This is a genomic window from Bradyrhizobium sp. B117 (genome assembly GCF_038969555.1).
In the GTDB taxonomy this organism is placed as follows: Bacteria; Pseudomonadota; Alphaproteobacteria; order Rhizobiales; family Xanthobacteraceae; genus Bradyrhizobium.
Map to the genome: position 1 here is coordinate 1,144,928 of NZ_CP152414.1, position 22,071 is coordinate 1,166,998.

At 64.1% G+C, this 22,071-nt stretch carries 25 protein-coding genes; 13 read left to right on the top strand and 12 right to left on the bottom strand.

Annotated elements, in window-relative coordinates; all coding sequences use genetic code 11:
- Positions 1-46 precede the first annotated feature (46 nt).
- Positions 47-982 (top strand): LysR family transcriptional regulator, encoded by a 936-nt coding sequence (locus AAFG16_RS05515; RefSeq protein WP_283083868.1) that lies wholly within the window; start codon positions 47-49, stop codon positions 980-982.
- A 266-nt stretch (positions 983-1,248) separates the two neighbouring features.
- Here the strand turns inward: AAFG16_RS05515 and AAFG16_RS05520 are convergent, their stop codons facing one another.
- Positions 1,249-1,506 (bottom strand): hypothetical protein, encoded by a 258-nt coding sequence (locus tag AAFG16_RS05520; RefSeq protein ID WP_283083869.1) that lies wholly within the window; start codon positions 1,504-1,506, stop codon positions 1,249-1,251.
- 147 nt (positions 1,507-1,653) lie between these two features.
- Here AAFG16_RS05520 and AAFG16_RS05525 point away from each other — a divergent pair, with 147 nt between their 5' ends.
- Positions 1,654-2,640, top strand: a complete 987-nt coding sequence (locus tag AAFG16_RS05525; RefSeq protein WP_342737892.1) for a tripartite tricarboxylate transporter substrate binding protein — start codon at positions 1,654-1,656, stop codon at positions 2,638-2,640.
- Between the two features lie 95 nt (positions 2,641-2,735).
- On the top strand, positions 2,736-3,092 hold the full coding sequence (locus AAFG16_RS05530; protein ID WP_283083871.1) for a hypothetical protein: 357 nt from the start codon (positions 2,736-2,738) through the stop codon (positions 3,090-3,092).
- Positions 3,093-3,263: 171 nt separating this feature from the next.
- Here the strand turns inward: AAFG16_RS05530 and AAFG16_RS05535 are convergent, their stop codons facing one another.
- From AAFG16_RS05535 to AAFG16_RS05560, 6 genes are all read right to left on the bottom strand, one after another.
- Complete coding sequence (locus AAFG16_RS05535; RefSeq protein WP_342737894.1) at positions 3,264-4,094, bottom strand: adenylate/guanylate cyclase domain-containing protein; 831 nt, start codon at positions 4,092-4,094, stop codon at positions 3,264-3,266.
- A 283-nt stretch (positions 4,095-4,377) separates the two neighbouring features.
- Positions 4,378-5,457, bottom strand: a complete 1,080-nt coding sequence (locus AAFG16_RS05540; protein WP_283083873.1) for a nitronate monooxygenase — start codon at positions 5,455-5,457, stop codon at positions 4,378-4,380.
- Positions 5,458-5,467: 10 nt separating this feature from the next.
- A complete protein-coding gene (locus AAFG16_RS05545; RefSeq protein ID WP_283083874.1) occupies positions 5,468-6,181 on the bottom strand; it encodes an SDR family oxidoreductase in 714 nt (237 codons plus the stop codon).
- A 136-nt stretch (positions 6,182-6,317) separates the two neighbouring features.
- Positions 6,318-7,259: an AraC family transcriptional regulator gene (locus AAFG16_RS05550; protein WP_342737897.1), complete on the bottom strand. Its 942-nt coding sequence runs from the start codon at positions 7,257-7,259 to the stop codon at positions 6,318-6,320.
- Between the two features lie 153 nt (positions 7,260-7,412).
- On the bottom strand, positions 7,413-7,880 hold the full coding sequence (locus tag AAFG16_RS05555; protein WP_283083876.1) for a YbaK/EbsC family protein: 468 nt from the start codon (positions 7,878-7,880) through the stop codon (positions 7,413-7,415).
- 38 nt (positions 7,881-7,918) lie between these two features.
- Entirely contained in the window at positions 7,919-8,650 is a 732-nt protein-coding gene (locus tag AAFG16_RS05560; RefSeq protein WP_342737899.1) for a haloacid dehalogenase type II, read from the bottom strand.
- Between the two features lie 419 nt (positions 8,651-9,069).
- On the opposite strand from AAFG16_RS05560, the gene AAFG16_RS05565 reads away from it, so the two are divergent.
- Positions 9,070-10,152 carry a transglycosylase SLT domain-containing protein gene (locus AAFG16_RS05565; RefSeq protein WP_342737901.1) on the top strand — a complete coding sequence of 361 codons (1,083 nt, stop codon included), beginning with the start codon at positions 9,070-9,072 and terminating at the stop codon, positions 10,150-10,152.
- Positions 10,153-10,450: 298 nt separating this feature from the next.
- Here AAFG16_RS05565 and AAFG16_RS05570 read toward each other — a convergent pair whose 3' ends face one another.
- Positions 10,451-10,822, bottom strand: a complete 372-nt coding sequence (locus tag AAFG16_RS05570; protein WP_342740854.1) for a helix-turn-helix domain-containing protein — start codon at positions 10,820-10,822, stop codon at positions 10,451-10,453.
- A gap of 161 nt (positions 10,823-10,983) precedes the next feature.
- On the opposite strand from AAFG16_RS05570, the gene AAFG16_RS05575 reads away from it, so the two are divergent.
- Positions 10,984-11,718: an SDR family oxidoreductase gene (locus tag AAFG16_RS05575; protein ID WP_342737903.1), complete on the top strand. Its 735-nt coding sequence runs from the start codon at positions 10,984-10,986 to the stop codon at positions 11,716-11,718.
- 207 nt (positions 11,719-11,925) lie between these two features.
- Here the strand turns inward: AAFG16_RS05575 and AAFG16_RS05580 are convergent, their stop codons facing one another.
- The gene (locus AAFG16_RS05580; RefSeq protein WP_027563122.1) at positions 11,926-12,810 is read right to left on the bottom strand and encodes an amidohydrolase family protein; all 885 of its coding nucleotides are present in this window, start codon (positions 12,808-12,810) and stop codon (positions 11,926-11,928) included.
- A gap of 342 nt (positions 12,811-13,152) precedes the next feature.
- Between AAFG16_RS05580 and ykgO the strand changes: the two genes are divergently transcribed.
- The 3 genes from ykgO (at position 13,153) to AAFG16_RS05595 (ending at position 14,458) form a co-directional block, all read left to right on the top strand.
- Complete coding sequence (gene ykgO / locus AAFG16_RS05585) at positions 13,153-13,278, top strand: type B 50S ribosomal protein L36 (RefSeq protein ID WP_006611362.1); 126 nt, start codon at positions 13,153-13,155, stop codon at positions 13,276-13,278.
- Between the two features lie 120 nt (positions 13,279-13,398).
- Entirely contained in the window at positions 13,399-14,040 is a 642-nt protein-coding gene (locus AAFG16_RS05590; protein WP_283083881.1) for a tetratricopeptide repeat protein, read from the top strand.
- 157 nt (positions 14,041-14,197) lie between these two features.
- The gene (locus tag AAFG16_RS05595; protein WP_342737906.1) at positions 14,198-14,458 is read left to right on the top strand and encodes a hypothetical protein; all 261 of its coding nucleotides are present in this window, start codon (positions 14,198-14,200) and stop codon (positions 14,456-14,458) included.
- A 12-nt stretch (positions 14,459-14,470) separates the two neighbouring features.
- Here AAFG16_RS05595 and AAFG16_RS05600 read toward each other — a convergent pair whose 3' ends face one another.
- A complete protein-coding gene (locus AAFG16_RS05600) occupies positions 14,471-14,653 on the bottom strand; it encodes a hypothetical protein (protein ID WP_027563119.1) in 183 nt (60 codons plus the stop codon).
- 330 nt (positions 14,654-14,983) lie between these two features.
- On the opposite strand from AAFG16_RS05600, the gene AAFG16_RS05605 reads away from it, so the two are divergent.
- Positions 14,984-15,940 (top strand): alpha/beta hydrolase, encoded by a 957-nt coding sequence (locus AAFG16_RS05605; RefSeq protein WP_342737909.1) that lies wholly within the window; start codon positions 14,984-14,986, stop codon positions 15,938-15,940.
- 109 nt (positions 15,941-16,049) lie between these two features.
- Here AAFG16_RS05605 and cycA read toward each other — a convergent pair whose 3' ends face one another.
- Entirely contained in the window at positions 16,050-16,445 is a 396-nt protein-coding gene (cycA, locus tag AAFG16_RS05610) for a cytochrome c-550 CycA (protein ID WP_283083884.1), read from the bottom strand.
- 280 nt (positions 16,446-16,725) lie between these two features.
- Between cycA and AAFG16_RS05615 the strand changes: the two genes are divergently transcribed.
- Positions 16,726-18,219 carry an FAD-linked oxidase C-terminal domain-containing protein gene (locus AAFG16_RS05615; protein WP_342737925.1) on the top strand — a complete coding sequence of 498 codons (1,494 nt, stop codon included), beginning with the start codon at positions 16,726-16,728 and terminating at the stop codon, positions 18,217-18,219.
- Between the two features lie 50 nt (positions 18,220-18,269).
- Here AAFG16_RS05615 and AAFG16_RS05620 read toward each other — a convergent pair whose 3' ends face one another.
- Complete coding sequence (locus AAFG16_RS05620) at positions 18,270-18,605, bottom strand: antibiotic biosynthesis monooxygenase family protein (protein WP_342737927.1); 336 nt, start codon at positions 18,603-18,605, stop codon at positions 18,270-18,272.
- Between the two features lie 231 nt (positions 18,606-18,836).
- On the opposite strand from AAFG16_RS05620, the gene AAFG16_RS05625 reads away from it, so the two are divergent.
- The 3 genes from AAFG16_RS05625 (at position 18,837) to AAFG16_RS05635 (ending at position 21,854) form a co-directional block, all read left to right on the top strand.
- Positions 18,837-20,075, top strand: a complete 1,239-nt coding sequence (locus AAFG16_RS05625) for an FAD-binding protein (protein WP_342737929.1) — start codon at positions 18,837-18,839, stop codon at positions 20,073-20,075.
- Positions 20,072-21,394: a glycolate oxidase subunit GlcF gene (gene glcF, locus AAFG16_RS05630; protein WP_342737931.1), complete on the top strand. Its 1,323-nt coding sequence runs from the start codon at positions 20,072-20,074 to the stop codon at positions 21,392-21,394. The genes AAFG16_RS05625 and glcF overlap by 4 nt, the downstream gene beginning before the upstream one ends.
- Before the next feature lie 85 nt (positions 21,395-21,479).
- On the top strand, positions 21,480-21,854 hold the full coding sequence (locus tag AAFG16_RS05635; RefSeq protein ID WP_342737933.1) for a histone: 375 nt from the start codon (positions 21,480-21,482) through the stop codon (positions 21,852-21,854).
- The last annotated feature ends 217 nt before the right edge of the window (positions 21,855-22,071 follow it).

The following is a 22,071-nucleotide window of genomic DNA, read 5'->3' on the forward strand; positions in this document are numbered from 1 at the left end:
GTTGAAACGCATTGTTTCCTGAAATATCCCTGACGGACCGACGCCCATGGCAAAACTCCCCGATTTCGAGGCGCTCGCGATTTTCGCAAAAGTCGTGGAATTACGGTCGTTTGCGGGGGCGGCGAGCGAACTCACGATGTCCAAGGCGACGGTGTCCAAAGCGGTCACCCGGCTGGAGGAGCGGCTCGGCGCCCGCCTCTTCAACCGCACCTCGCGCCGGCTCGCGCTGACCGATGCCGGCCACAAGCTCGCCGACCGCGCCACGCGCCTGCTTGCCGACGGCGAGGCGGCCGAGAACGAGGCGCTGGCGCAATCGGTGGCGCCGCGCGGCCTGGTGCGGCTCGCGGTGCCCATGACGTTCGGCATCAAGGCGGTGGCGCCGCTGCTGCCGGAATTCTTCGAGACCTATCCGGAAGTCTCGGTCGATCTGCACTTGAGTGATGCGACCGTTGATCTCATCGGCGAGGGTTTTGACATGGCGGTGCGGATCGCGCGGCTGCCGGATTCTTCGCTGATTGCGCGGCGGCTCTTCACCATGCCGCGCTTCACCGTGGCCGCGCCGTCTTATCTCAGGAAGCATGGCCGGCCGACGCATCCGATGCATCTCGCCGAGCACAAATGCTTCAGCTACGCCTATCTCTCCACGCCCAATGTCTGGCACTACACCAATTCGGCCGGCGAGCAGGCGAGCGTGCGTCCGGGCGGCCCCCTCAGGGTCAACAATGGCGAAGCCGTGATGCCCTCGCTGCTCGCCGGCCTCGGCATCGCGGAGCTGCCGGAGTTCATCGTCGGCGACGCCATCTCCTCCGGCGCCCTCGAAGTCATCCTGAAGGACTGGAAGCAGGCCGAAGGCGCCGTGCACCTCGTGACCCCGCCCGGCGGCCCGCGCCCCGCGCGCGTCGAGGCGCTCGCAGATTTCCTCGCGGCGAAGCTCCCGGGCACCTGCAAGCGGCAGCCGAGGAAGGGCGGCAAAGCCGGATAGATTGGTGGGCACGGCGCTTTGCGCCTTTGCCCACCCTACGAGTCTATCGTCCGCGCAAGCTATCGTAGGGTGGGCAAAGCAAAGCGTGCCCACGTCTTTGCCTGAGGGATCGCAAGTGTGTCGATATCGACGCGCTCAGGGCAGGCCGTTCTTCTTCGGCGTTGTGCCGCAGGGATATGCGCGACATCGCGGGGCAATTCGGTGAGTGATGGTGGGCAAGGCGCTTTGCGCCTTTGCCCACCCTACGACACCTCGCTTCGGCCTGACTACGGCACCTTCACGCCGTCGATCGCGATGATGCGCAAGTTCGGCTTCAGCGTCTCGTCCAGCTGCGTCTTCAACTCGTGCACGCGCGGGTCGGTCGAACGCGCCGCGCACACCGCGTATTGATGGACCGATTGCGCCAAAGCGCGCCGCGCTTCCGGCGTTCGCGTCAGGTCGGGCTTCGAAAGCCGCAGGACGATCGCTGCGAGATTCACCAGCATCTCGTCCAGGGCGACGTCGATGGTAGCAAGATTACGCATGACCCACTCCTGGAAGGGCAACCGCCGCTCCAGGGATGCGTTCCGGGCCGGGCTGAACATGGTGAATGCCTGGTAAACGTCTTGTTCTTGCCGATCGCCACGCTAGGCTGGGGCCGAAACAAGAAAAGTCCAGGGAGGGGAGTTGCCATGGATCGACGCGATATCCTGCGCGCGGTTGCCGCATTGCCGTTGTTGCGAGCTGCATGGCCGGGGCCGGCCTTCGCGCAAGCCTATCCGGCGCGCAACATCACCCTGATCGTGCCGTTTCCGGCCGGCGGGCAGGCCGATCTTGCGGCGCGTCCCGTCGCGATGGCGCTGGAGCGGATCCTCGGCAAGCCCGTGATCGTCGACAACCGTGCCGGCGGTGGCGGCGGATCGGTCGGCAACGCCGCGGCGGCGCGCGCCGAGCCCGACGGCCACACGCTGCTGATGACGCTGTCCTCGCTCGCGGTGCTGCCCGAAGCCGACCGGCTGTTCGAACGGCCGGTCGCCTACGAAGTCTCGCAGTTCATGCCGATCGCGCGCGTGCTCGCCGATCCCACGCTGCTCGCGGTGCCGGCCTCGGCGCCATGGAAGACGGCGCAGGAGTTCGTCGAGGATGCAAAGAGACGGCCCGGTCAGATCACCTACGGCTCCTCCGGTCCCTACGGCACGCTGCATGTGGCGATGGAGATGTTCGCCGGCAGCGCCGATATCAAATTGCTGCACGTGCCGTTCCGCGGCGCGGGGCCGGCGCTGACCGCGCTGCTGAGCGGCACGGTGCAGGCCATCGCCGCGGCACCCGGCACGCTGAAGCCGCAGGTCGACGACGGCAAGCTGCGCGTGCTCGGCAATTGCGGCGCCCAGCGCATCGCGAGCTTTCCTGACGTGCCGACGTTCCAGGAGCTCGGCTACAAGGACGTCGAGATGTACATCTGGGCCGGCTTGTTCGCACAGAGCACGCTGCCCGCGCCGATCGCGACCCGCTTGCGCGAGGCGATGGCGCAGGTGATGTCGAGCCCCGACGTGCTCAAATCGTTCGAGGCTTCGGGCAGTCTCGTCGCCTATCAGGACGCGCCGGCCTTCTCCGAATTCGTCGCGGCCGACAGCACGCGCCTGATCGCGGCGGTGAAGAAGATCGGCAAGGTGGAGTAGGTTCCAGCCGCACTTTCACATTTTTTTGTTGGTTCAGAACCTGACCGCGTCTCATTGATTGAGGACAAATTGAGAGAAGCGAGAAGGATCTGGATATGCGAACAGAGCGGATTGCGCTGGGTGTGGCGCTCGCGATCGGCGGCATCGTCGCGCAGGGCGCCGCCTTCGCGCAGGAATATCGCGGCACCATGGAACAGCAGATGGCCTGCACGCCGGATGTGTGGCGGCTGTGCAGCGACCAGATTCCGGACGTGAACCGCATCGTGGCCTGCCTGCAACAGAACTCGCCGCAACTCTCCAGTGGCTGCCGCGCGGTGTTCCGGTCCAACAACCAGGTGCAGCCGCAGCAGCAGGTGCCGCGTGGTCGTGCCGCGCCGTCGCCGCGCTATAACAATGCGCCGCCGCCACCTCAGCAGGTGCAGCCGCGGCCCTACGACGATGACGACGATTAGCGCTGCCTAAAGCATGATCCGGAAAAGCGCGCAGCGGTTTTCCGAAAAGATCATGCGCAAACCACAAGCCAAAGCGCGATGAAGATTTCATCCTGATCTCATCGTGCTTTTGCGCATGATCGGAAAACCAGGCAGCAGTCGGCGCGAAAGATTGCGATCGTGCCGCCTGGTTCAGCGCTCTGGCTTGCTGTCCGATTGAGGTCGATGTCCAAGCGCCGTCCGCAAGGCCACGGCAAAGAGAATGGCTGCGACTGGCCAATGGAACCAGATCTTATGGCCAGTGAAGAGATTGATCAGAATCAGGAAGACCGACACCGTGAGTGCCGCTGCAACCGGCCGGGGCAGCTTTCTGAGCCAATCCGTGACGACATTCGTCGACGATGGTGGCGCGCGCCTGTCTTCCATTCGCGGAGCACGCGCTCTCTCCGAGGGCGTTGCGTTTCCCTTGATCGGGAAGCTCCCTTGCCCGGCGGTCCCGCCGCCAAGGGTCAGCCGATAGCTGGTCATGGGAGCAATGTTCTTCATGGGGCGCTGGCCGAGACAGTCGAAGCCAACGGATAATTTGTTGTGCACCTGATCGTAGACGGAGCTCGAGATCACGACGCCGCCGGGGTCAGCGAGTTCTTGCAGCCGCGATGCGATATTGACCCCGTCGCCATAGATGTCGGAACCATCGACCATCACGTCGCCGAGGTTGATGCCGATGCGAAACTGCATCGGGTTCGCCTGAGGCGCGTCCGAACCTTGACTGGAAATTTCCTGCTGAATCTCGACCGCGCATTGAACGGCCTCGACGACGCTGGCGAACTCGGCGATCACGGCATCGCCCCAGGTATTCACGATGCGGCCGTCATGACGCTCGACCAGTCGCGCAATGGCGGTGCGGTAGCGGCGGAGCGTCTCCAACGTTCCGGTCTCGTTCGCTTCCATGAGACGAGAATAGCCGTACACGTCAGCGCACAGCACGGTTGTCAGTCGTCGTTTCACCTTGTCGTCGGTCATCCTCAGTATGGTAGCCTTCCTGACGGACAAATGCATCAGGCATCGCATCCGGAGCCGCCTATCCCGAAACCGTCATAATCGTGCAACGTGGCACTCAGCCAAGGCCTAAAGCATGATCCGGAAAAGTGCGAAGCGGTTTTCCGGAAAGATCGTGCGCAAACAACAACCTAAAGCGCGATGACGATTCATCCGAATCTCATCGCGCTTTAGACACGAGCTTGGTCTGGGTCCGCCGTCGCCTCGATGGACGGTGCGAAACGTTTCGGCCCTCCGGCGGCGCCCATCAGCCGCCCCCAAACCTGGTGGCTTCCCGCACCAGGATGTCGATCAGCATTTTGGCAGGCATTTCCCGCACAAGCGCGGCTGCCTGCCCTGACCAGAGTGGCATGAAGTCGGCGCTCCCATTCGGCTCCGCCGCAGCACGCAGCGGCGGCAGCTCGCCCATCGGCAGTGGAAAGTCCGGTGCCGCGTCCGACCAGGGACCGATCTCGGCGGCAAGGCGATTGACAAGAACTCTCGCCGGTCGTCCGGAGAACACGTTTGTCACGACAGTCCGGTTTGCCCGCGCATTCCGCAGCGCCTCGCGATGGAGCGGGGGTGTCGCCGTCTCGGTACAAAGCAGAAATGCAGTCCCGATCTGCGCGCCGGCGGCTCCGAGCGCGAACGCCGCCGCGATCCCTCGCCCATCCGCGATTCCGCCTGCAGCGATCACGGGCACGCCGACGGCGTCGGCCACCTGGGGCACCAGGGCAAATGTACCGGCCTGCGAGGCGATCGCGCGCTTGCGATCGGAATCGAGGAATATGCCGCGATGCCCTCCGGCATCATATCCCTGCGCGATGATCGCATCAGCGCCATGCTTTTCGAGCCAGCATGCTTCGTCGACCGTCGTCGCGGATGAAATCACCTTGCAGCCTGCGGCCTTGACCCGATCGACCAGCCTGGGCTCGGGCAAGCCGAAATGAAAGCTCACCACCTCCGGCCTGACATCCTCGACCACGGCGCACGCCGCCTCGCCGAAGGGAGCGAGATCGAGGCGCGGTGTCACCGTTGCAGGGTCGATGCCGAGTTCGCGATAATAGGACGCAAGCTTCTCGTGCCAGGCTCGCTCGCGAGCGGCGTCCGCTTTCGCCGGATCGTGGCAGAAGAAATTGAGGTTGATCGGTTTCGTCGTCAGTCGTCGGAGCTCCGCGACATTCTTCAAAACGAGTTCCGGGGCCATGATCGCGCAACCGATCGAGCCGAGGCCGCCGGCATTGGACACCGCGGCCGCAAGTTCGACCGTGCAAAATCCGGCCATCGGCGCCAGCACGATGGGATGGTCGATCCCAAATAGTTCAACGACACGTCGGTCGGACCACATTGCACACCTCCTACCAGCGACCAGCGGACGCGCCGCCGTCGACATGCATGACCTCGCCGGTGACAAAGGCCGCTCGCTCCAGATACATCACGGCATCGACGACCTCCCGTGTTTCGCCCATGCGGCCCATTGGCTGCAGGCTCGCGAGGAAGCCAAGCGCTTCCGGCGCGTGCATCGGGGTCGCGATCGCACCCGGAGAAACGGCGTTCACGCGGATATTCCGGCTTGCGTACTCGATCGCGAGCGAGCGGGTGATCGCGTTGAGCCCGCCTTTGGTCAGTGCCGCGAGCGCCGCTGCCAGCGAGGCCATCGGCTGCTCGGCGATCGTGGCCGTGATGTTGACGATGTGACCCGAGCCCGCGAGCAGCATCCTCGCCGCCGCCCGCTGCGTCAGGTGGAAGAAGCCCGCGAGATTGACCCCGACCATCGTGGCAAAGTCGGCTTCGGAATACTCCGTAAAGGGTTTTGCAATGAAAAGGCCGGCGTTGTTGATGAGCGTATCGATCCGTCCGAAGCGTTCGATGGCCAGTCCCACGATGCGATCGGCGGTTCTTGCGCTGGTTATGTCGCCCTCGACCGCAAGAGTCGACGGATCTTCGCTCTTTGCAATCGAACGGGAGGTGGCAACGACGTGATAGCCGATGTCGCGATAGGCCCCGAGCAACGCCGCGCCAATGCCTCGCGATGCCCCGGTGATGACGGCAACTTTCCGTTCGGATGTCATATTCGCTCCTTCACGCAATCAGTGTGCGGATGAGCGAACAGTTACCTTGATCGAGGTCGCGCGCCTGTGCATCGCCTGCTCAGCTATTGTCATTTCCTGCTGTCGGCGGCAGCAGATCATTACATCCGTAACGAAGTCAGGCCAGCAGGCTGCGCCGATATTGCGCCGGCGTCTGGCCGGTGGCGCGCCGGAATGCACGGGTGAAATTGGCCTGACACGAAAACCTGAGCGTGAGCGCGATGTCGACCAGGGCCCGGTCGGCGTCGCAGAGCAGATCCTTGGCGCGTTCGAGGCGCCTTGCACTGACATGCCGATGCGGCGATTCGCCGAAGGCGGTCTTGAACGCGCGCGAGAAATGAAATTCGCTCAGGCAGGCAACCGAGGCCAGCCGCGCCACCGTCAGATCGCTTTCCAGATTGGCTTCGATATAGTCAAGCACGCGCGCCAGTCTGCGCCGGTCGAGCCCCTCCCTTGAAGCGGGGTTGGCCAGGTCGGACGGCGACGCACCGGCATGGTTCTGGATCAATCTTGCCACCAGACTCAACGCCAGGGTTTCGGCGAGCAGCCTGCCCGCGGAAGTCTCGTGTTCCAGTTCGGACATGATGGCGTAGGCGATCTCGGCAAGCAGCGGATCGTGGAAACCACCCTCGCGATGGAGTGACCTGATCGCCGTCGTGTTGAACCCGTCCCCAAAATGGTCCGACGAGAACCGACTGGGAGGAAGGTAGAGATGCAGTATCGCTGGCACCGGCTCGGACATGTCGATCAGGCCTTCCTGCACGCCGGCCGGACGCAGCCAGATCGTTCCGCGTTCGGACACGGTCGAATCGATGACCCCGTCCAGCCGTCGCGTGATGACGGACCGACTGCCGCGGACATCGATGCAGACCTCGGCATCCGGCTGCGGGTTGTTCCAGGTGACCGTACCGCTGTGGCTGCGAAGCTCCGCCGCGAGATTCGACCAACCCCGCGTGGCCGATGAGGCCAGCAGCCCGGCGACGCCGTATTTGTTGAAGCTGCGTTTGCCCGGCGGCGTCGGCTGAGGTGCCAATTCCTGATTTCCACCAGATGAATTCACGCGGATGCTACCCTGGAAACATGCCCTGCCAGCTCGATGGCATTGATGTGGTCGGCCGCGAGGCGGACCGCAATTCCCGCCGGCACCCCATCACGCATCTGCGATCAAGGCGGCGTGAGCCGCCAGGTTCCGCCGTCGCGCGTCGACGCCTCCCTAAGGCCTGACCTCGCAAACGTCGATCCACTCGGCGCCGACGAGCTCCGCCATGCGGTCCGGCGCGATGCGCACGGCGCTGTGGGTCGAGCCGGCGGCCGGCACCACGACATCGAACGCCTTCAGCGAGACGTCGCAATAGACCGGCAGCGGTGATTTCAGCCCGAACGGGCAGACGCCGCCGACCTCATGGCCGGTGATGTCGGCGACCTCTTCCAGCCCCAGCATCTTCGGCTTGCCGCCGAACTGCGTCTTGACCTTCTTGTTGTCCATCCGTGAGGTGCCGGCCGCGACGATCAGGATCACGCGTTCGCCGACGCGCAAGGACAGCGTCTTGGCGATCATACCCGGCTCGACACCATAGGCCTCGGCGGCCAGCGTCACGGTCGCGGAGCTGATCGGGGATTCGATGACGGAGATGTCGGGGGCTTTGTCGGCGAAGAAGGCGCGAACGGATTCCAGGCTCATTCCAGTCTCACGGGCGGAGGGTGATCTCTGGGCGATCCCTAGATGATCCCTGGCAGCTCGGAGAGCGCGCGGACGCGGTGGTCCGGTGCAAATCCAAGCTCGTCCATCTGGGTGCGGATCGCCTTGAACATCGTCAGCGGTGCCACGAGTTCGTTCTCGACGCAAGCCAGCGCCATCGTCTCGGGCGTGACGCGCTCGATCCAGGCGACGTTCAGTCCGAACGACTTTGCCCCGGCGACGTCCCAGGGATTGGAGGAGACGAACAGCACCTCGTTCGGGGCGGTGCCCAGCGCCTCACCGATCAGCTCATAGGCCTCAGGGCTCGGCTTGAAGACCTTCTTCGCATCGACACTGATGGTGGCATCGAGCAGGCGGTCGAGATTGGTGTTGCGCACCAGCGCGTTGAGCATGTCCGGACTGCCATTGGAGAGGATGGCGAGTTTTCGCGGCTTGAGCGCGGCGAGTGCTGCCGACGCATCCGGATAGAGATCGAGATGCAGGTAATTCTCGATCACGCGCTCGAATGCGTCGTTCTCGTAATCAAGCCCGAGCGCGCGCAGCGTATAGGCCAGCGAGTCGCGGGTGACGGCGGCAAAATCCTGGTAGCGCCGCATCAGCGAGCGCAGCCAGGAGTATTCAAGCTGCTTGATGCGCCAGACCTGCGTGATGATCTCGCCGTAGCCGGGAAACGCATCCTCGGTGATCTCCGCGACCGACTGGATGTCGTAGAGCGTTCCGTAAGCGTCGAACACGACGGCTTTGATGGTCATCGGCTGTCCTTCCCGGCAGTTGCGGTCACAAGAGGTCCGCTTGGGGGAGTGCGCATAATCGTGAGCCTACCAAAGCAGAACGGAAGTCTGCCACTGCAGGCGTGATCGGCAGCTAGCGCACCCCTGAGCAGACTCTGAGGACGCCGATACGGCGGAACCGCCATCACGATGATCGGTACTGTGGTGCGGATACGGCTTGCAGCTCAACTGACATGGCGTTCGCTTACAAAGCAAACAGACGGAAAGATCGGTTTCGAAGTTGGTCAGCATAGCTGTCCAGTGCGTCTTCGCCGCAACAGCCAGCGAGAAATGCGAGCCGTCCAGCCTCACGCCTTTGTTGTGGCGAATCCAAAAGATAAATCGATGCAGGATTGGGGCCGGGCTGAACACGATGTGTGGTTGGATCGATTGGGGGAACCGTGGCCGCGCGGCTGGCGACGTTGAAGATTTGGCAAGCAAGCTGTATCGCCGGCGCGCTGACAGCGACTTCGCTTGCCGCGCTTGGTCAACTTGCGGTACCGCGCCCAAGCACCGCAACGCCGAATGTAAGAGTGGCTGATGCATTCAGCGGCATCCCGCTGAATGTGACGACGGTCCTGACAAATGCCGGCGCCGCGTTTCCGGCCCCGGCCATCGAAACGAAATTTGATACAGGATTGTCGGCTAATGCGATTGTTGCGGCGGGATTCAGCGCCGCGGCGCGGGACTCGGTGCCGCCGTCCGATGTAACCACTTCTCCAGAGCCAAGGTTGCAGGTCGCCAGCCTTGAGGCAACGTCGCCCGAGAACTCGGCAAAGCTACAGCAGGACGGTCCGCCCGTTGCTTCGCCCAATCCGGCCGAAGGCAAACCGTCGTATCTCAAATACTACGTCTACTCGGAAATTCCGCCGCCGGAGAAACCCGCGAAGATCGCCTTGTCGGCGTTGCGCGACGTTCCGCTCGGAACGCCCGTCCAGGAGATCGAACGTGCGGCCGAAGCGTTCGGTGTCGATGTCAACTTCATGAAGGCGGTCGCCAAAATCGAATCCGATTTCAATCCCAGGCAACGCACCGGCTCCTATATCGGCCTGTTCCAGCTGAGCAAGTTTGAGTTCGGCAAATACGGATCGGGCGACATTCTCAATCCTCGCGACAATGCGATAAGTGCGGCCTACAAGTTTCTCAGCGAGGCTGCGCTATTCGAAATCATGACGCAGAAGAAGCCGACCCTTTCCGACCTCTACCTGATCCACCAGCAGGGCTGGGAAGGAGCCGCCCAACACATCAGCCGTCCGCAGCGGATTGCCTGGAAGTCGATGTGCGCAACCCGGGAGGGCTCGGAGAAGGGCGAGCGATGGTGCAAGCGCGCTATCTGGGGGAACACGCTGCCTGCGGTCAAACGCGAATGGAAGTCGGTCGATAGTCTCACCTCGGGTGCGTTCGTGGCGATGTGGCGGGACCGCGTCGACACGCTCTATGCCCGCTATCCTGTGCTAACTGCGGCGGCCGAACGCGCGAGATGAACAGCTGGCGACTGCCCACACGCACACCTCTGGGGCCACATTCGTTTCGTCGAGATGTTGTGTCGGCAGTCTAGTTTCCGTCGCCGGGCCAGTTTGCGCTCCGCTTCGCGACCGGGTGGTTGTTCGGCTCCGGCGGCCGGATTGACCCAACACCTCGACCAGTGCCGCTCCGCGGCCCGGACTCTTAGATTATTCACAGGCAATCACGCCCGCTTCTGGCCCGAGCCGGACTCAGCATGAGCTGCGCCAACGCGCTGCTGTCAGGGCGGAGCAGACCTCGGACGAAGAGCAGCGCGAGCTAGACGGTCGGTGGACGTCCTCGCCGCGTCCAGGTCGCCCGCTCGGCGAAGACCCGGCTGACCTCAGCCATGTGCTCCGTGCCCCACGTGCAGAGCGGCACCAGCGCCTCGGCCAGGCTGTGGCCCAGAGGCGTGAGACTGTAGTCCACCCGCGGCGGCACCTCCTTGTAGTCGGTCCGCTTCACGAGACCATCGGACTCCAGCTCCTTGAGCTGCTGGATCAGCATCTTGTCGCTGACGTCGCGCACGGATCGTCGAAGCTCGCCGTAGCGGGTCGGACCGCCCTGCGCGACGAAGTACAGGATCAGCGGCTTCCACTTGCCGGCGATGACCCGCAGGGTTGCGTCGAGGCCGCACGTGAAGCCGGGCAAGGTCGGCGTGCAACCCTGGACGGGTGATTGAGCCGGCGCGGGCGGCAAATTTTGCTTTGAATGATCTGACGACATTTTTTGGGTACTTACCAAAAGGTGCATACTTGTCGATAGGTGGGTAGGCCGCCAGCTCAGTGCAACCTCAATGAAGGGAGCACATCATGAGCAGACTACACGGCAAGACGGCAGTGGTGACCGGCGGCGGAACCGGCATCGGATTTGGAGCGGCGAAACGGTTCGTCGACGAAGGCGCGTTCGTCTATCTCTTCGGGCGGCGGCAGGAGCCGCTCGATGCCGCCGTTGCGCAGCTGGGGCCCTCGGCGCGCGCCGTCAGGGGCTCGGTGACCGATCTGTCCGATCTCGACAGGCTGTATGCGGCGGTGAAAGCCGAGCGGGGCGGGGTCGATATTCTGTTTGCCAATGCAGGGACGGGATCGTTCGCGCCGCTCGGCGAGATCACGGTCGAGCACTACGACCAGATCTTCGACGTCAACGTGAAGGGGCTGGTGTTCACGGTGCAGAAGGCCCTGCCGCTGATGACGAAGGGGGCGTCGATCATCCTCACCGGCTCGAGCACGGGGGTGATGGGGACGCCGCAGTTCAGCATCTACATTGCGACCAAGGCCGCGATCCGCAATCTGGCGCGCAGCTGGGCGCAGGACCTGCGCGGCACGGGCATCCGCGTCAATGTGCTGTCCCCGGGGCCGACCAAGACGGAGCTGGCGCTGGAGGTCGTAGGCGAGGAAGCGTTCGATGCGCTCGGAAACTCTACGCCGATCGGGCGTGTGGGCGATCCCTCCGAGACAGGGGCGGTGGCCGCTTTCCTCGCATCCTCGGACAGCAGCTTCATGACGGGCGGCGAGGTCTTCGTCGATGGTGGCCTGGCGCAGGTTTGAAGTCTCGTTCGCCTCTCCCGCTCATGTCCGCCGAAGCCTTTGGCGAAGGCGGATGCGGGAGAGGTCGGCGCGTCCCGGGCGATGCGAAGCATCGCCCGCGCGCCGGGTGAGGGCTTTCTCCTCTTGGTGATTGTGCCATTGCGGAAACACCCTCTCCCCGACCCTCTCCCGCAAGCGGGAGAGGGAGTGCGCCTCCGACGCTTTAGGCTAGATCCCCAGCAGCTTCCTTGCGTTCGCCTTCAACACCTTCGGCCGGATCTCGTCGCGGATCTCGATCTTGGCAAAATCCGACAGCCAGCGGTCCGGCGTGATCACCGGCCAGTCCGAGCCGAACAGCATCTTGTCCTGCAGGATCGAGTTGATGTAGCGCACCAGGATCGGCGGGAAATACTTCGGCGACCAGCCGGAGAGGTCGATGTAGACGTTCGGCTTGTGGGTCGCGACCGACAGCGCCTCTTCCTGCCAGGGGAAGGAAGGGTGCGCGAGGATGATCTTGAGGTCGGGGAAATCGGCCGCGACGTCGTCCATGTACATCGGGTTGGAATATTTCAGCCGCATGCCCATGCCGCCGGGCATGCCCGAACCGACGCCGGTCTGGCCGGTGTGGAACAGCGCGATCGCGCCGCCATTGTTGATCTCTTCGTAGAGCGGATAGGCCATGCGGTCGTTGGCGTAGAAGCCCTGCATGGTCGGGTGGAATTTGAAGCCGCGCACGCCGTATTCCTCGATCAGCTTGCGCGCCTCGCGCGCGCCGAGCTTGCCCTTGTGCGGGTCGATCGAGACGAAGGGGATGAGGACGTCGAGATGGTCGGAGGCGATCTCCAGCATCTCCTCGTTCTTGTAGCGGCGGAAGCCGGTCTCGCGCTCGGCATCGACCGGAAAGATCACCGCGGCGATGTTCTTGGAGCGGTAGTAGGCCGCGGTCTCCGGCACGGTCGGCGGATGCTTGTGCGGCGACTTGAAGTACTCCGCCATCTGCGCCTGGAAATCGTCATAGCCGTCGTCGGGATGGGTGCCGCAGGGCTCCTCGGCATGGGTGTGGATGTCGATGGCGACGACGTCGTCGATGTTTGGCAGCTTCAGCTTTGGCATTGGTGTCCTCCCGACGGGTTGTCAAATTGATTATATGATATAACGAATTTGGCAAGGCGTTGCCGGAGGCAAAAGCGCTGCCTGCAAAAGTCCTTGCTGTGCCTGGCCGCGAATGGACAAGATCGGGCCGATCCGGCCGTTTCTACTGTGCATGGGGTTGTTTTCAAGAATTTGCTGGCCCGGAACCGGGCAGTTAACATTGACATGACCTCCCGCCATGCCTTAAGAACCGCCCCGTCCCGGGCGGCTGGTCCGCCAGCGGGAAAAATCTCATTTTGCCACATTCGCGCGTGCCGAAACGGTAGTGCCGAACACGGCCTTTCGAACGTTCAGGATTCTGCCATGAAGGTCCGTAACTCCCTGAAGTCGCTGCGCGGTCGCCATCGCGCCAACCGCCTGGTCCGCCGCAAGGGCCGGGTCTATGTGATCAACAAGGTGCAGCGCCGCTTCAAGGCTCGGCAGGGCTGAGCTAAGCGGCTGATTGCCCTCGCGGTCGCCTTTCGCGCGCTCCCGCAAGACCACGGTCTCACACGAGTTTGACGCCGCCCCTGCTATGCAAGGGCGGCTTTGCGCGTTTAGACTTTGATCATGGCTGTGAGATTCCCTTTCGCGCGCACCCTGTGTCTAGCCCTCGTGCTGGGAACCGCCGGGCTGGCTCCCGCCCTGGCGCAGCAGGTCGAGCCGCCGCCCCCGCCCGGCAAGCAGAAGAAGCTCCCGGAGGCGCCTTCCAAGCTGCCGAAGGTCGATCGCAGCAAGAATCTCGATTTCCTGTTCGGCGCGCTGAAGGCTGCACCCGATGAGGTCAGCGCCAAGCATGTCGAGGCGCGGATCTGGGCGATCTGGATCCAGACCCCGAGCGACACCGCGGCGCTGCTGATGGCGCGGGCCAAGACCGCGGTCGAGGCCCAGAAGATCGACATCGCGATCAAGCTGCTGGACTCGGTCATCAAGCTCAGGCCCGACTATATCGAGGCCTGGAACCGGCGTGCCACGCTCTACTACATGCAGAACGATTATGGCCGCTCGCTCGCCGATATCCGTGAGGTGCTGATCCGCGAGCCCCGTCATTTTGGCGCGCTCGCAGGGCTCGGCATGATCATGCAGGAGGTCGGCGACGAGAAGCGCGCCCTCGAGGCCTACCGCAAGGCGCTTGCCGTGAATCCGCACCTCGAGAAGATCCCCGAGCAGGTCAAGGCGCTGACCGAGAAGGTCGAAGGCCGCGATATCTAGAGCACGGCTTTCCAGGAGGATCGTGCTCAAACAATACGGACAACTCGATCAGTTCTTGAGCCGGTGCGGCGGCGGTGGATTAACCACGATGAGACGCGCCGCGTTGCAAGGGGTACTGCCACGGCCGCAGGCTTACCTTCATGGCAGGAGCACAGCCATGAAGCGTTTGATCCTTGCAGTTACATTGCTGCTGGCGTCGGGGACGGTGAGTCTCGCCGACGGGTTGTTCTGGGTGGTCGGCAACCGCGCAACCGGCAAGTGCAACATCGTGACCAGCAATCCCGTGATCGACGGCGACATCTGGTTCGGCGATGGTCCCTACAAGTCCAGGGACGACGCCAAGCTTGCCCGCTCGACCATCCGTGCCTGCCCTGCCGTCACCCCTGACGAGGAAAAGGACGAGGACAGCACGAACTAGGCTGACTGCGTCCTAATGCAGGACGCTGCCGCCGCGCTCAGTCAGTCCGTGATCGGCTGCCGCGGCGTAGGCCCTTGCCAACTCCGCCTCGAGATGCTCGTTGATCAGGAGCAGCGCCCGCACGGCACCGCGCAGATCACCGTTGCAGCTCGCCACGATCTCGTCGATCGCAGTGTCGTTCGATCTGAAGCTCATCGAAAATTCTCCGGTTCAAACCAGGACATATCCTGCCGGCCGTTCCTCGCATCCCCTGAGGCTGCGAGGAGGATCGGCGCCCACCCGCGTCTAAATGGCGGAACCGACCATGGCGATTATATGGAAGCCGCGATGACGACTGCATGAAGCTGGTCCGAGGCTTGTGCGTCACGAGGGAATGGCGTTGATTTTACTCGGCTTTTTAGTTCGGCAATTATGCACATATCCACAGCCCCTCAATTGCGTTGGAAGCGCTGACGCTCTCCGGGCGAAACTAGCGCGTGCAAGACCCGTAATTACCCTGTGCCCTGGAACGTCCGGATTCTCCCCATGATCGTGATGTCAGTCGTGACGGCGCTGGTTCTGCTGGCGCTGGTCACGCAAGCCGGAATCCTGGCCGTGCAGCGCGCCTTTCCACCGCAGGGCCGGATGATCGAGGTCGAGGGCGCGACGCTCCACGCCGTCGACATCGGCCCCCGCGAGGCCGGTCTGCCGATCGTGATGCTGCACGGCGCGAGCTCCAATCTCGAAGCGATGCGGCGCCCGCTCGGCGACATGCTCGCGAGAGATCATCGCGTCATCCTGATCGACCGTCCCGGCCATGGCTGGAGCACACGCGCGCGGCGGCGGGATTCGACGCCGGAGATCCAGGCGCGGATGATCGACGAGGCGCTTGGCAAGCTCGGGATCGAACGCGCGGTGTTCGTCGTGCATTCCTGGAGCGGGGCGCTCGGCGCGCGGATCGCGCTCGATCATCCGTCCCGCGTCGCCGGCCTCGTGATGCTCGCGCCCGTCACCCATCCGTGGCGCGGCGGGGTCGGCCGCTACAACGAGATCATCGCAACGCCCGTGATCGGGCCGCTGCTCGCCTACACCATCACGCTGCCGCTCGGTTATTTTCTCGCCGAACCCGGCGCGCGCAACGTGTTCCTGCCGCAGATGATGCCGGATGGTTTCGTGCAGGACTCCGCAACGCCGCTGCTGCTGCGTCCGCGCGAGTTCATCGCCAATGCCTATGATCTGGTGACGCTGAAAGAGGCGGTGACGGCGCAAGCTCCGCGCTATGGCGAGATCAAGGTGCCGGTCACGATCATCGCGGGCGAGCCGGACAAGACGGTGAAAACCAGCATCCACGCGCGCCCGTTCGCCGCGACCGTGCCAAATGCGAAGCTGATCGTGCTGCCCGATCTCGGCCACATGGTGCAGAACGCCGTGCCGGATCTGGTGAAGACGGAGATCGAGGCGATGATCGGAAGAATAATTCCGGCGCAGGCGGTCGCCGACTAAAGCGCAGTCGAGCGAAGCGGATGCCGGTTCGCGTGAGAAAAACGCGTCAAAACAAGAGGCAAGAGCTTCGGTTCTGATTCAATCAGAACCGAAGCGGCCGCTTGCACGCTTACTGCTTGATCTTCCCGTCCTTGTCGAACTGCGAGACATAGGACCAGAGATTGTTGATCTCGTTCTCGTTCTTGATGCCGGCGAACGCCATCTTGGTGCCGGGGATCTTGGCCTTGGGGTCCTTGATGTATTCCTTGAAGGTGGCCTCGTCCCAGGTGATGCCGGAATTCTTGTTCGCGTCCGAATAACTGTAGTCCGGCGCGGTGCCGGACTTGCGGCCGTTGAGGCCGTTGAGCTCGGGGCCGACCTTGTTCTTGGCGCCTTCGCCGATCGCGTGGCAGGCCAGGCATTTGTTGAATGACGATTTGCCGGCCGCGACATCCTGCGCCATCGCGGCGGGTGCGGCGGCGGTCACGGTGAGGATCATCAGTGCGCCAAAAGTCAGTTTTGTCATCGGGTGCTCTTCGTCTCTTCCCTGGTGGGTTTGGCCTGTTCGGTCTCTTGCCTGGTCGGCAGTCGTCGAACCCACCGGTTGTGGCAGGCCCGCCCGGCTTGGACAAGCTTTGAAACCATGACAGGTTTCATGGCTGCCTACTTGTCCCAGAGCGAACTCGCAGGAGATCGCGGCTCCGACTTTCGGATGGCCTACCCAAACCCTCGCGGACGTGATTGATTTGGCGTGACAAATTGATCGTGCGGCGTGAGCCGGAAGGATTTGCCATAAGGGGTTTGATATGGCCATCATGATGCCTGCGAGCGACCAGGCGGTACTCGCGCGCCGCGCTGAGATCGTGGCTGCATTGCGCGCAATCGTGCCCGGCGAGGGCGTGATCGATACGCCTGCCGAGATGCGGGCCTATGAATCCGACGGGCTGACCGCCTACCGCCAGCCGCCGATGGTGGTGGTGCTACCGGATACGACCGAGCAGGTCTCGTTGATCCTGAAATATTGTGCCGGGCAGGGCATCAAGGTGGTGCCGCGCGGCTCGGGCACCTCGCTGTCAGGCGGCGCATTGCCGCTTGAGGACGGGGTGCTGCTGGGGCTCGGCAAGTTCAAGCGCATCCGCGAGATCGATTTCGACAACCGCGTGGTCGTCACCGAGCCCGGCGTCACTAATCTCGCGATCAGCCAGGCGGTCGCGCATGCCGGCTTCTATTACGCGCCCGATCCGTCCTCGCAGATCGCCTGTTCGATCGGCGGCAATGTCGCGGAGAATTCCGGCGGCGTGCACTGCCTGAAATACGGCATGACCACCAACAACGTGCTCGGCTGCGAGATCGTGCTGATGAGCGGCGAGATCCTGCGCATCGGCGGCAAGGGGTGCGAGAATTCCGGTTACGATCTGATGGGCGTCATCACCGGCTCCGAAGGCCTGCTCGGCGTCATCACTGAGATCACGGTGCGCATCCTGCAGAAGCCGGAGACGGCGCGCGCGCTGATGGTCGGCTTCGCGCAAGTCGAGGCGGCCGGCGAATGCGTCGCGCGCATCATCGGCGCCGGCATCATCCCCGGCGGCATGGAGATGATGGACAAGCCGGCGATCCACGCCGCGGAAGCCTTCGTCCATGCAGGCTATCCGCTCGATGTGGAGGCCCTCCTCATCATCGAGCTCGACGGTCCCAGGATCGAGGTCGACGAGCTGATCACGCGCGTCGAGGCCATTGCCAACGGTTGCGGCTCGACCACCTGCCAGATCTCGACCTCGGAGGCCGAGCGCAATTTGTTCTGGGCGGGTCGGAAAGCCGCGTTCCCCGCCGTGGGCCGCATCTCGCCGGACTATCTCTGCATGGACGGCACGATTCCGCGCGGCGCGCTGCCGAAGGCGCTGGCGCGCATTCGCGAGCTCGGTGAAAAGTACCAGCTCGGCTGCGCCAACGTGTTCCACGCCGGCGACGGCAATCTGCACCCGCTGATCCTCTACGATGCCAACAAGCCCGGCGAGATCGAGCGCGCCGAAGCCTTCGGCGCCGACATCCTGCGCGCCTGCGTCGAGTTCGGCGGCGTGCTCACAGGCGAGCACGGCGTCGGCATCGAGAAGCGCGACCTGATGCCGGACATGTTCACCGAGATCGACCTCAACCAGCAGCAGCGGCTGAAATGCGCCTTCGACGCGCAAGGCCTGCTCAACCCGGGAAAAGTGTTTCCGACCCTGCACCGCTGCGCCGAGCTCGGCCGCATGCATGTCCATGCGGGCAAGCTGGCCTTCCCGGACATTCCGCGGTTCTGAGCGATCGCGCGGAGGGAAGAGGCCCGTGAGCCCTTCCCTCCGCAAAACACTCACAGCAGCCCGTACTGCGCCCGCTCGCGCTTTGCCAGCAGCGGCAGCGCTTCGCCTGCGATGCAGGTCTTGAAATGGGCGCTCTCCTGGTGCGCCGTGAACGCGGCCTCGTCGCGGAACAGCTCGTAGAACAGGAACTGGGCCGGATTGTCCTTGCCGCGCGAGATCAGGAACAGCTTGACGCCGTCCTCGCGCTGCGCCTCGGGAAGGAAGCGGTCGAGGATCCCTGCGACCTTGTCGGCCTCGCCCGGCTTTGCCTCCCATTGCGCGACGACGAGCAGGCCGCCGCCATCGACGGCCTCGCTCAGGGATTTCTGCGTGGCATAGTGGTTCATGGCTCTCCTCCTTGCTGTTCGCCTTCAGTCTCGATTGCGACCGGTGTGAGCTTGTAGCGACGGCCCGAACCGGCTTGGTTCGCCGGTCATCGAAGTGTCGATGTCGTGAACGCTGCGGTTATGATCGCAGCGTTGCGGTGGGCCGCTGCAGGATCACGAGCGCGATGACAATGGTCGCCGGCGTCACGCCGCATTTGATTTTGACGGCGAATTTCGCTACCGCCTTTTCCCGTGGACACGCTCAGGGTCAGAGACGCCAAAGACGTCGAAGAGGTGGTGCGCGCGGCGATTGCCAATGAGCAGCCGCTCGAGATCATCGGTCATGGCAGCAAGCGCAGCATCGGCCACGCCATGGCGACCAATGCCGTGCTAGACGTCTCCGCGCTCAATGCCGTCACCTCCTACGAGCCGAACGAGCTGATCGTGACGCTCCAGGCCGGCGCGCCGCTGGCCGACGTGCTGTCGCTGATCGATGCCAAGAACCAGCAATTCGCCTTCGAGCCGATGAACACGGCGCCGCTGCTCGGCACGCCGGCGGTCGGGACCATCGGCGGGATGATCGCGGCGGGGCTCGCCGGCCCGCGCCGCATCAGGGCGGGCGGGGCGCGCGATCATCTGCTCGGGGCGCACGCCGTCTCCGGTTTCGGCGACAGCTTCAAGACCGGCGGCAAGGTGGTGAAGAACGTCACCGGCTACGACCTCTGCAAGCTGCTCGCGGGGTCCTGGGGCACGGTGTCGGTGATGACTGAAGTCACGCTGAAGGTGATGCCCAAGCCCGAGGCCGAGCGCACCCTGCTGCTGCGCGGGCTGGAGGATGCCGCCGCCAACAAGGCGATGACCGCGGCGCTCGGCTCGCCCTTCGACGTTTCAGCAGCCGCGCATCTGCCGAAATCGGCGTTCCGCGCCAAGACCGAGGGGCTCGGCGATATCGCCGGCCAGGGCGAGGCGCTGACCGTGCTGCGGCTCGAGGGCATCACGGCGTCCGCCGCCCACCGCGCCGGGTCCTTGCGCAACTTGCTGGCGCCGTTTGGAACCGCAACGCTGATCGAGGATGCGGCATCCGCCGCGCTGTGGGCCGCCATCCGCGACGTGCTGCCGTTCGCGGCCGGCGGCGCGCTCGGCGCCTGGCCGGTCTGGCGGATCGTCTGCCCGCCGGCATCGGGCGCGGCGCTCGGCACGCAATTGGCGCGCGAGACCGGCGGCGACGTGATCTATGACTGGGGCGGCGGCCTGATCTGGGCCGCGCTGCCGCCGAAGGGGGACGCGCATGCGCCGATCGTGCGCCAGCGCGCGGATGCTTTTGGTGGACACGCCACGCTGATCCGGGCGGCCGAGGACGTCAGGCGCGATGTCGACGTGTTCCATCCGCAGGCGCCTGGCGTTGCTGCGCTGAGCGAGCGGGTGCGCGCCAGTTTCGATCCGAAGGCCATCTTGAACCGGGGACGCCTGAGGCGGGGCGTTGCGGCATGAAGACCGAATTCTCATTGGCGCAGCTTGCCGACCCCGACATCGTGGAGGCCGACAAGATCCTGCGCGCCTGCGTCCATTGCGGCTTCTGCACCGCAACCTGCCCGACCTATGTGCTGCTCGGCGACGAGCTCGATAGCCCGCGCGGCCGCATCTACCTGATCAAGGAGATGCTGGAGAAGGATCAGGCGCCGACCGCCGAGGTGGTCAAGCATGTCGATCGCTGCCTGTCGTGCCTGGCCTGCATGACGACCTGTCCGTCGGGGGTGAACTACATGCACCTCGTCGACCAGGCCCGGGTCAGGATCGAGCAGCGCTATGAGCGCCCCCTGGCCGAGCGGCTGCTGCGCCAGGTGCTGGCCTTCGTGCTGCCGGACCCGCAGCGCTTCCGTATCAGCATGTGGCTGGCGCGGCTGGCCCGCCCGCTCGCCGTATTCCTGCCGACGCCGCGGCCCTCGGCGACACCCGGCCTGATCCAGCGCCTCAAGGCGATGCTGGCGCTGGCGCCGGACCGGCTGCCTGCGCCGGGGCCTGCCGCCGGCAGCGTGTTCGCAGCCCGCGGCAAGAAGCGTGGCCGCGTCGCGCTGCTCCAGGGCTGTGCCCAGCAGGTGCTGGCGCCACGCATCAACCAGGCCGCCATCAGCCTGCTCACCCGCCACGGCATCGAGGTCGTGCTGGTCCGGGACGAGCAGTGCTGCGGTGCGCTGACCCATCATCTCGGCAACGACCACGATGCGTTGGCGCGGGCCCGCGCCAACGTCACGGCGTGGCAAAAGGAAGCGGCCGGGGAGGGGCTCGACGCCATCCTGGTGACGACCTCCGGCTGCGGCACCGTGATCAAGGACTACGGCTATCTGCTGCGCGAGGACACGGCGTTCGCCGCCGATGCGGCCAAGGTGTCCGCGCTCGCCAAGGACATCACCGAATACATCGCCGGCCTCGGATTGGAATCGACTGCACGGCATGACGACATCGTCGTCGCTTATCACTCCGCATGTTCGTTGCAGCACGGGCAGAAAATCACGGGCCTTCCGAAAGAATTGCTTTCCAAGAATGGATTCGTGGTGAAAGATGTCCCGGAGAGCCATTTGTGTTGCGGCTCGGCGGGGACCTACAACATTCTCCAGCCCGAGCTTGCGGGCAGGTTGCGCGATCGCAAGGTCGCCAACATCGCAAGCGTCAAGCCGGACATGATTGCCGCGGGCAATATCGGCTGCATGGTGCAGATTGCCAGTGGCACGTCAGTTCCGGTCGTACACACGATTGAGCTTCTCGATTGGGCTACGGGCGGGTCGCGGCCGGCATTGAACGCGCGAGTTTGAGCTTTCAAGGGCTGGGCTTTCGTCCGCAGGTGACGGCAGAACGACGCCCGATCGACCATTGTTCGGCGGCAACAGGAGGACCACGATGGCGAAAGCGAAGAAGAAGAAAAGCAAGAAGGCCAAAAAGGCCAAGAAGGTTGTAGCGGCGAAGAAGACCGCGAGGAAAGCAGCCAAGAAGTCCGCGAAGAAGTCTGCCAAGAAAGCCAAGAAGTCGGCCAAGAAAGCTGCGAAGAAGGCCGCGCCGAAGAAGGCTGCGAAGTCGGCCAAGAAGGCTGTGAAGCAGGCTGCGCCGAAGAAGGCTGCGAAGAAAGCAGCACCGAAGAAAGCGAAGGCAGCTCCCGCGCCGAAGCCGTCAGCGCCGGTGGCGGCGCCGGCTCCGGCTCCCGAGCCCGCCGCCGAGACGAGCTGGGCGATGCCTTCGTCTTCTGCGGAGCCGACGCCGGCCGACGGGCAAGGCTAGACCAGCGAGGCTGGCCTTGGACTGGGTCTTGGACTGGGTCTTGGGCCGGGTCCCAAGGTTCGGCGAAAGGTTGGGGCCACCCCAACGGCAACGAGCGACAACAGCAAAGGCCGCGGCGGTGACGCTGCGGCCTTTTTGCATCGTCCTAATGGTCGGGGAGCGTCGGTTGTTTCTCACGCCAGCCCGATTCGTGGCGAGGGCACCACTGCAGCTCGGC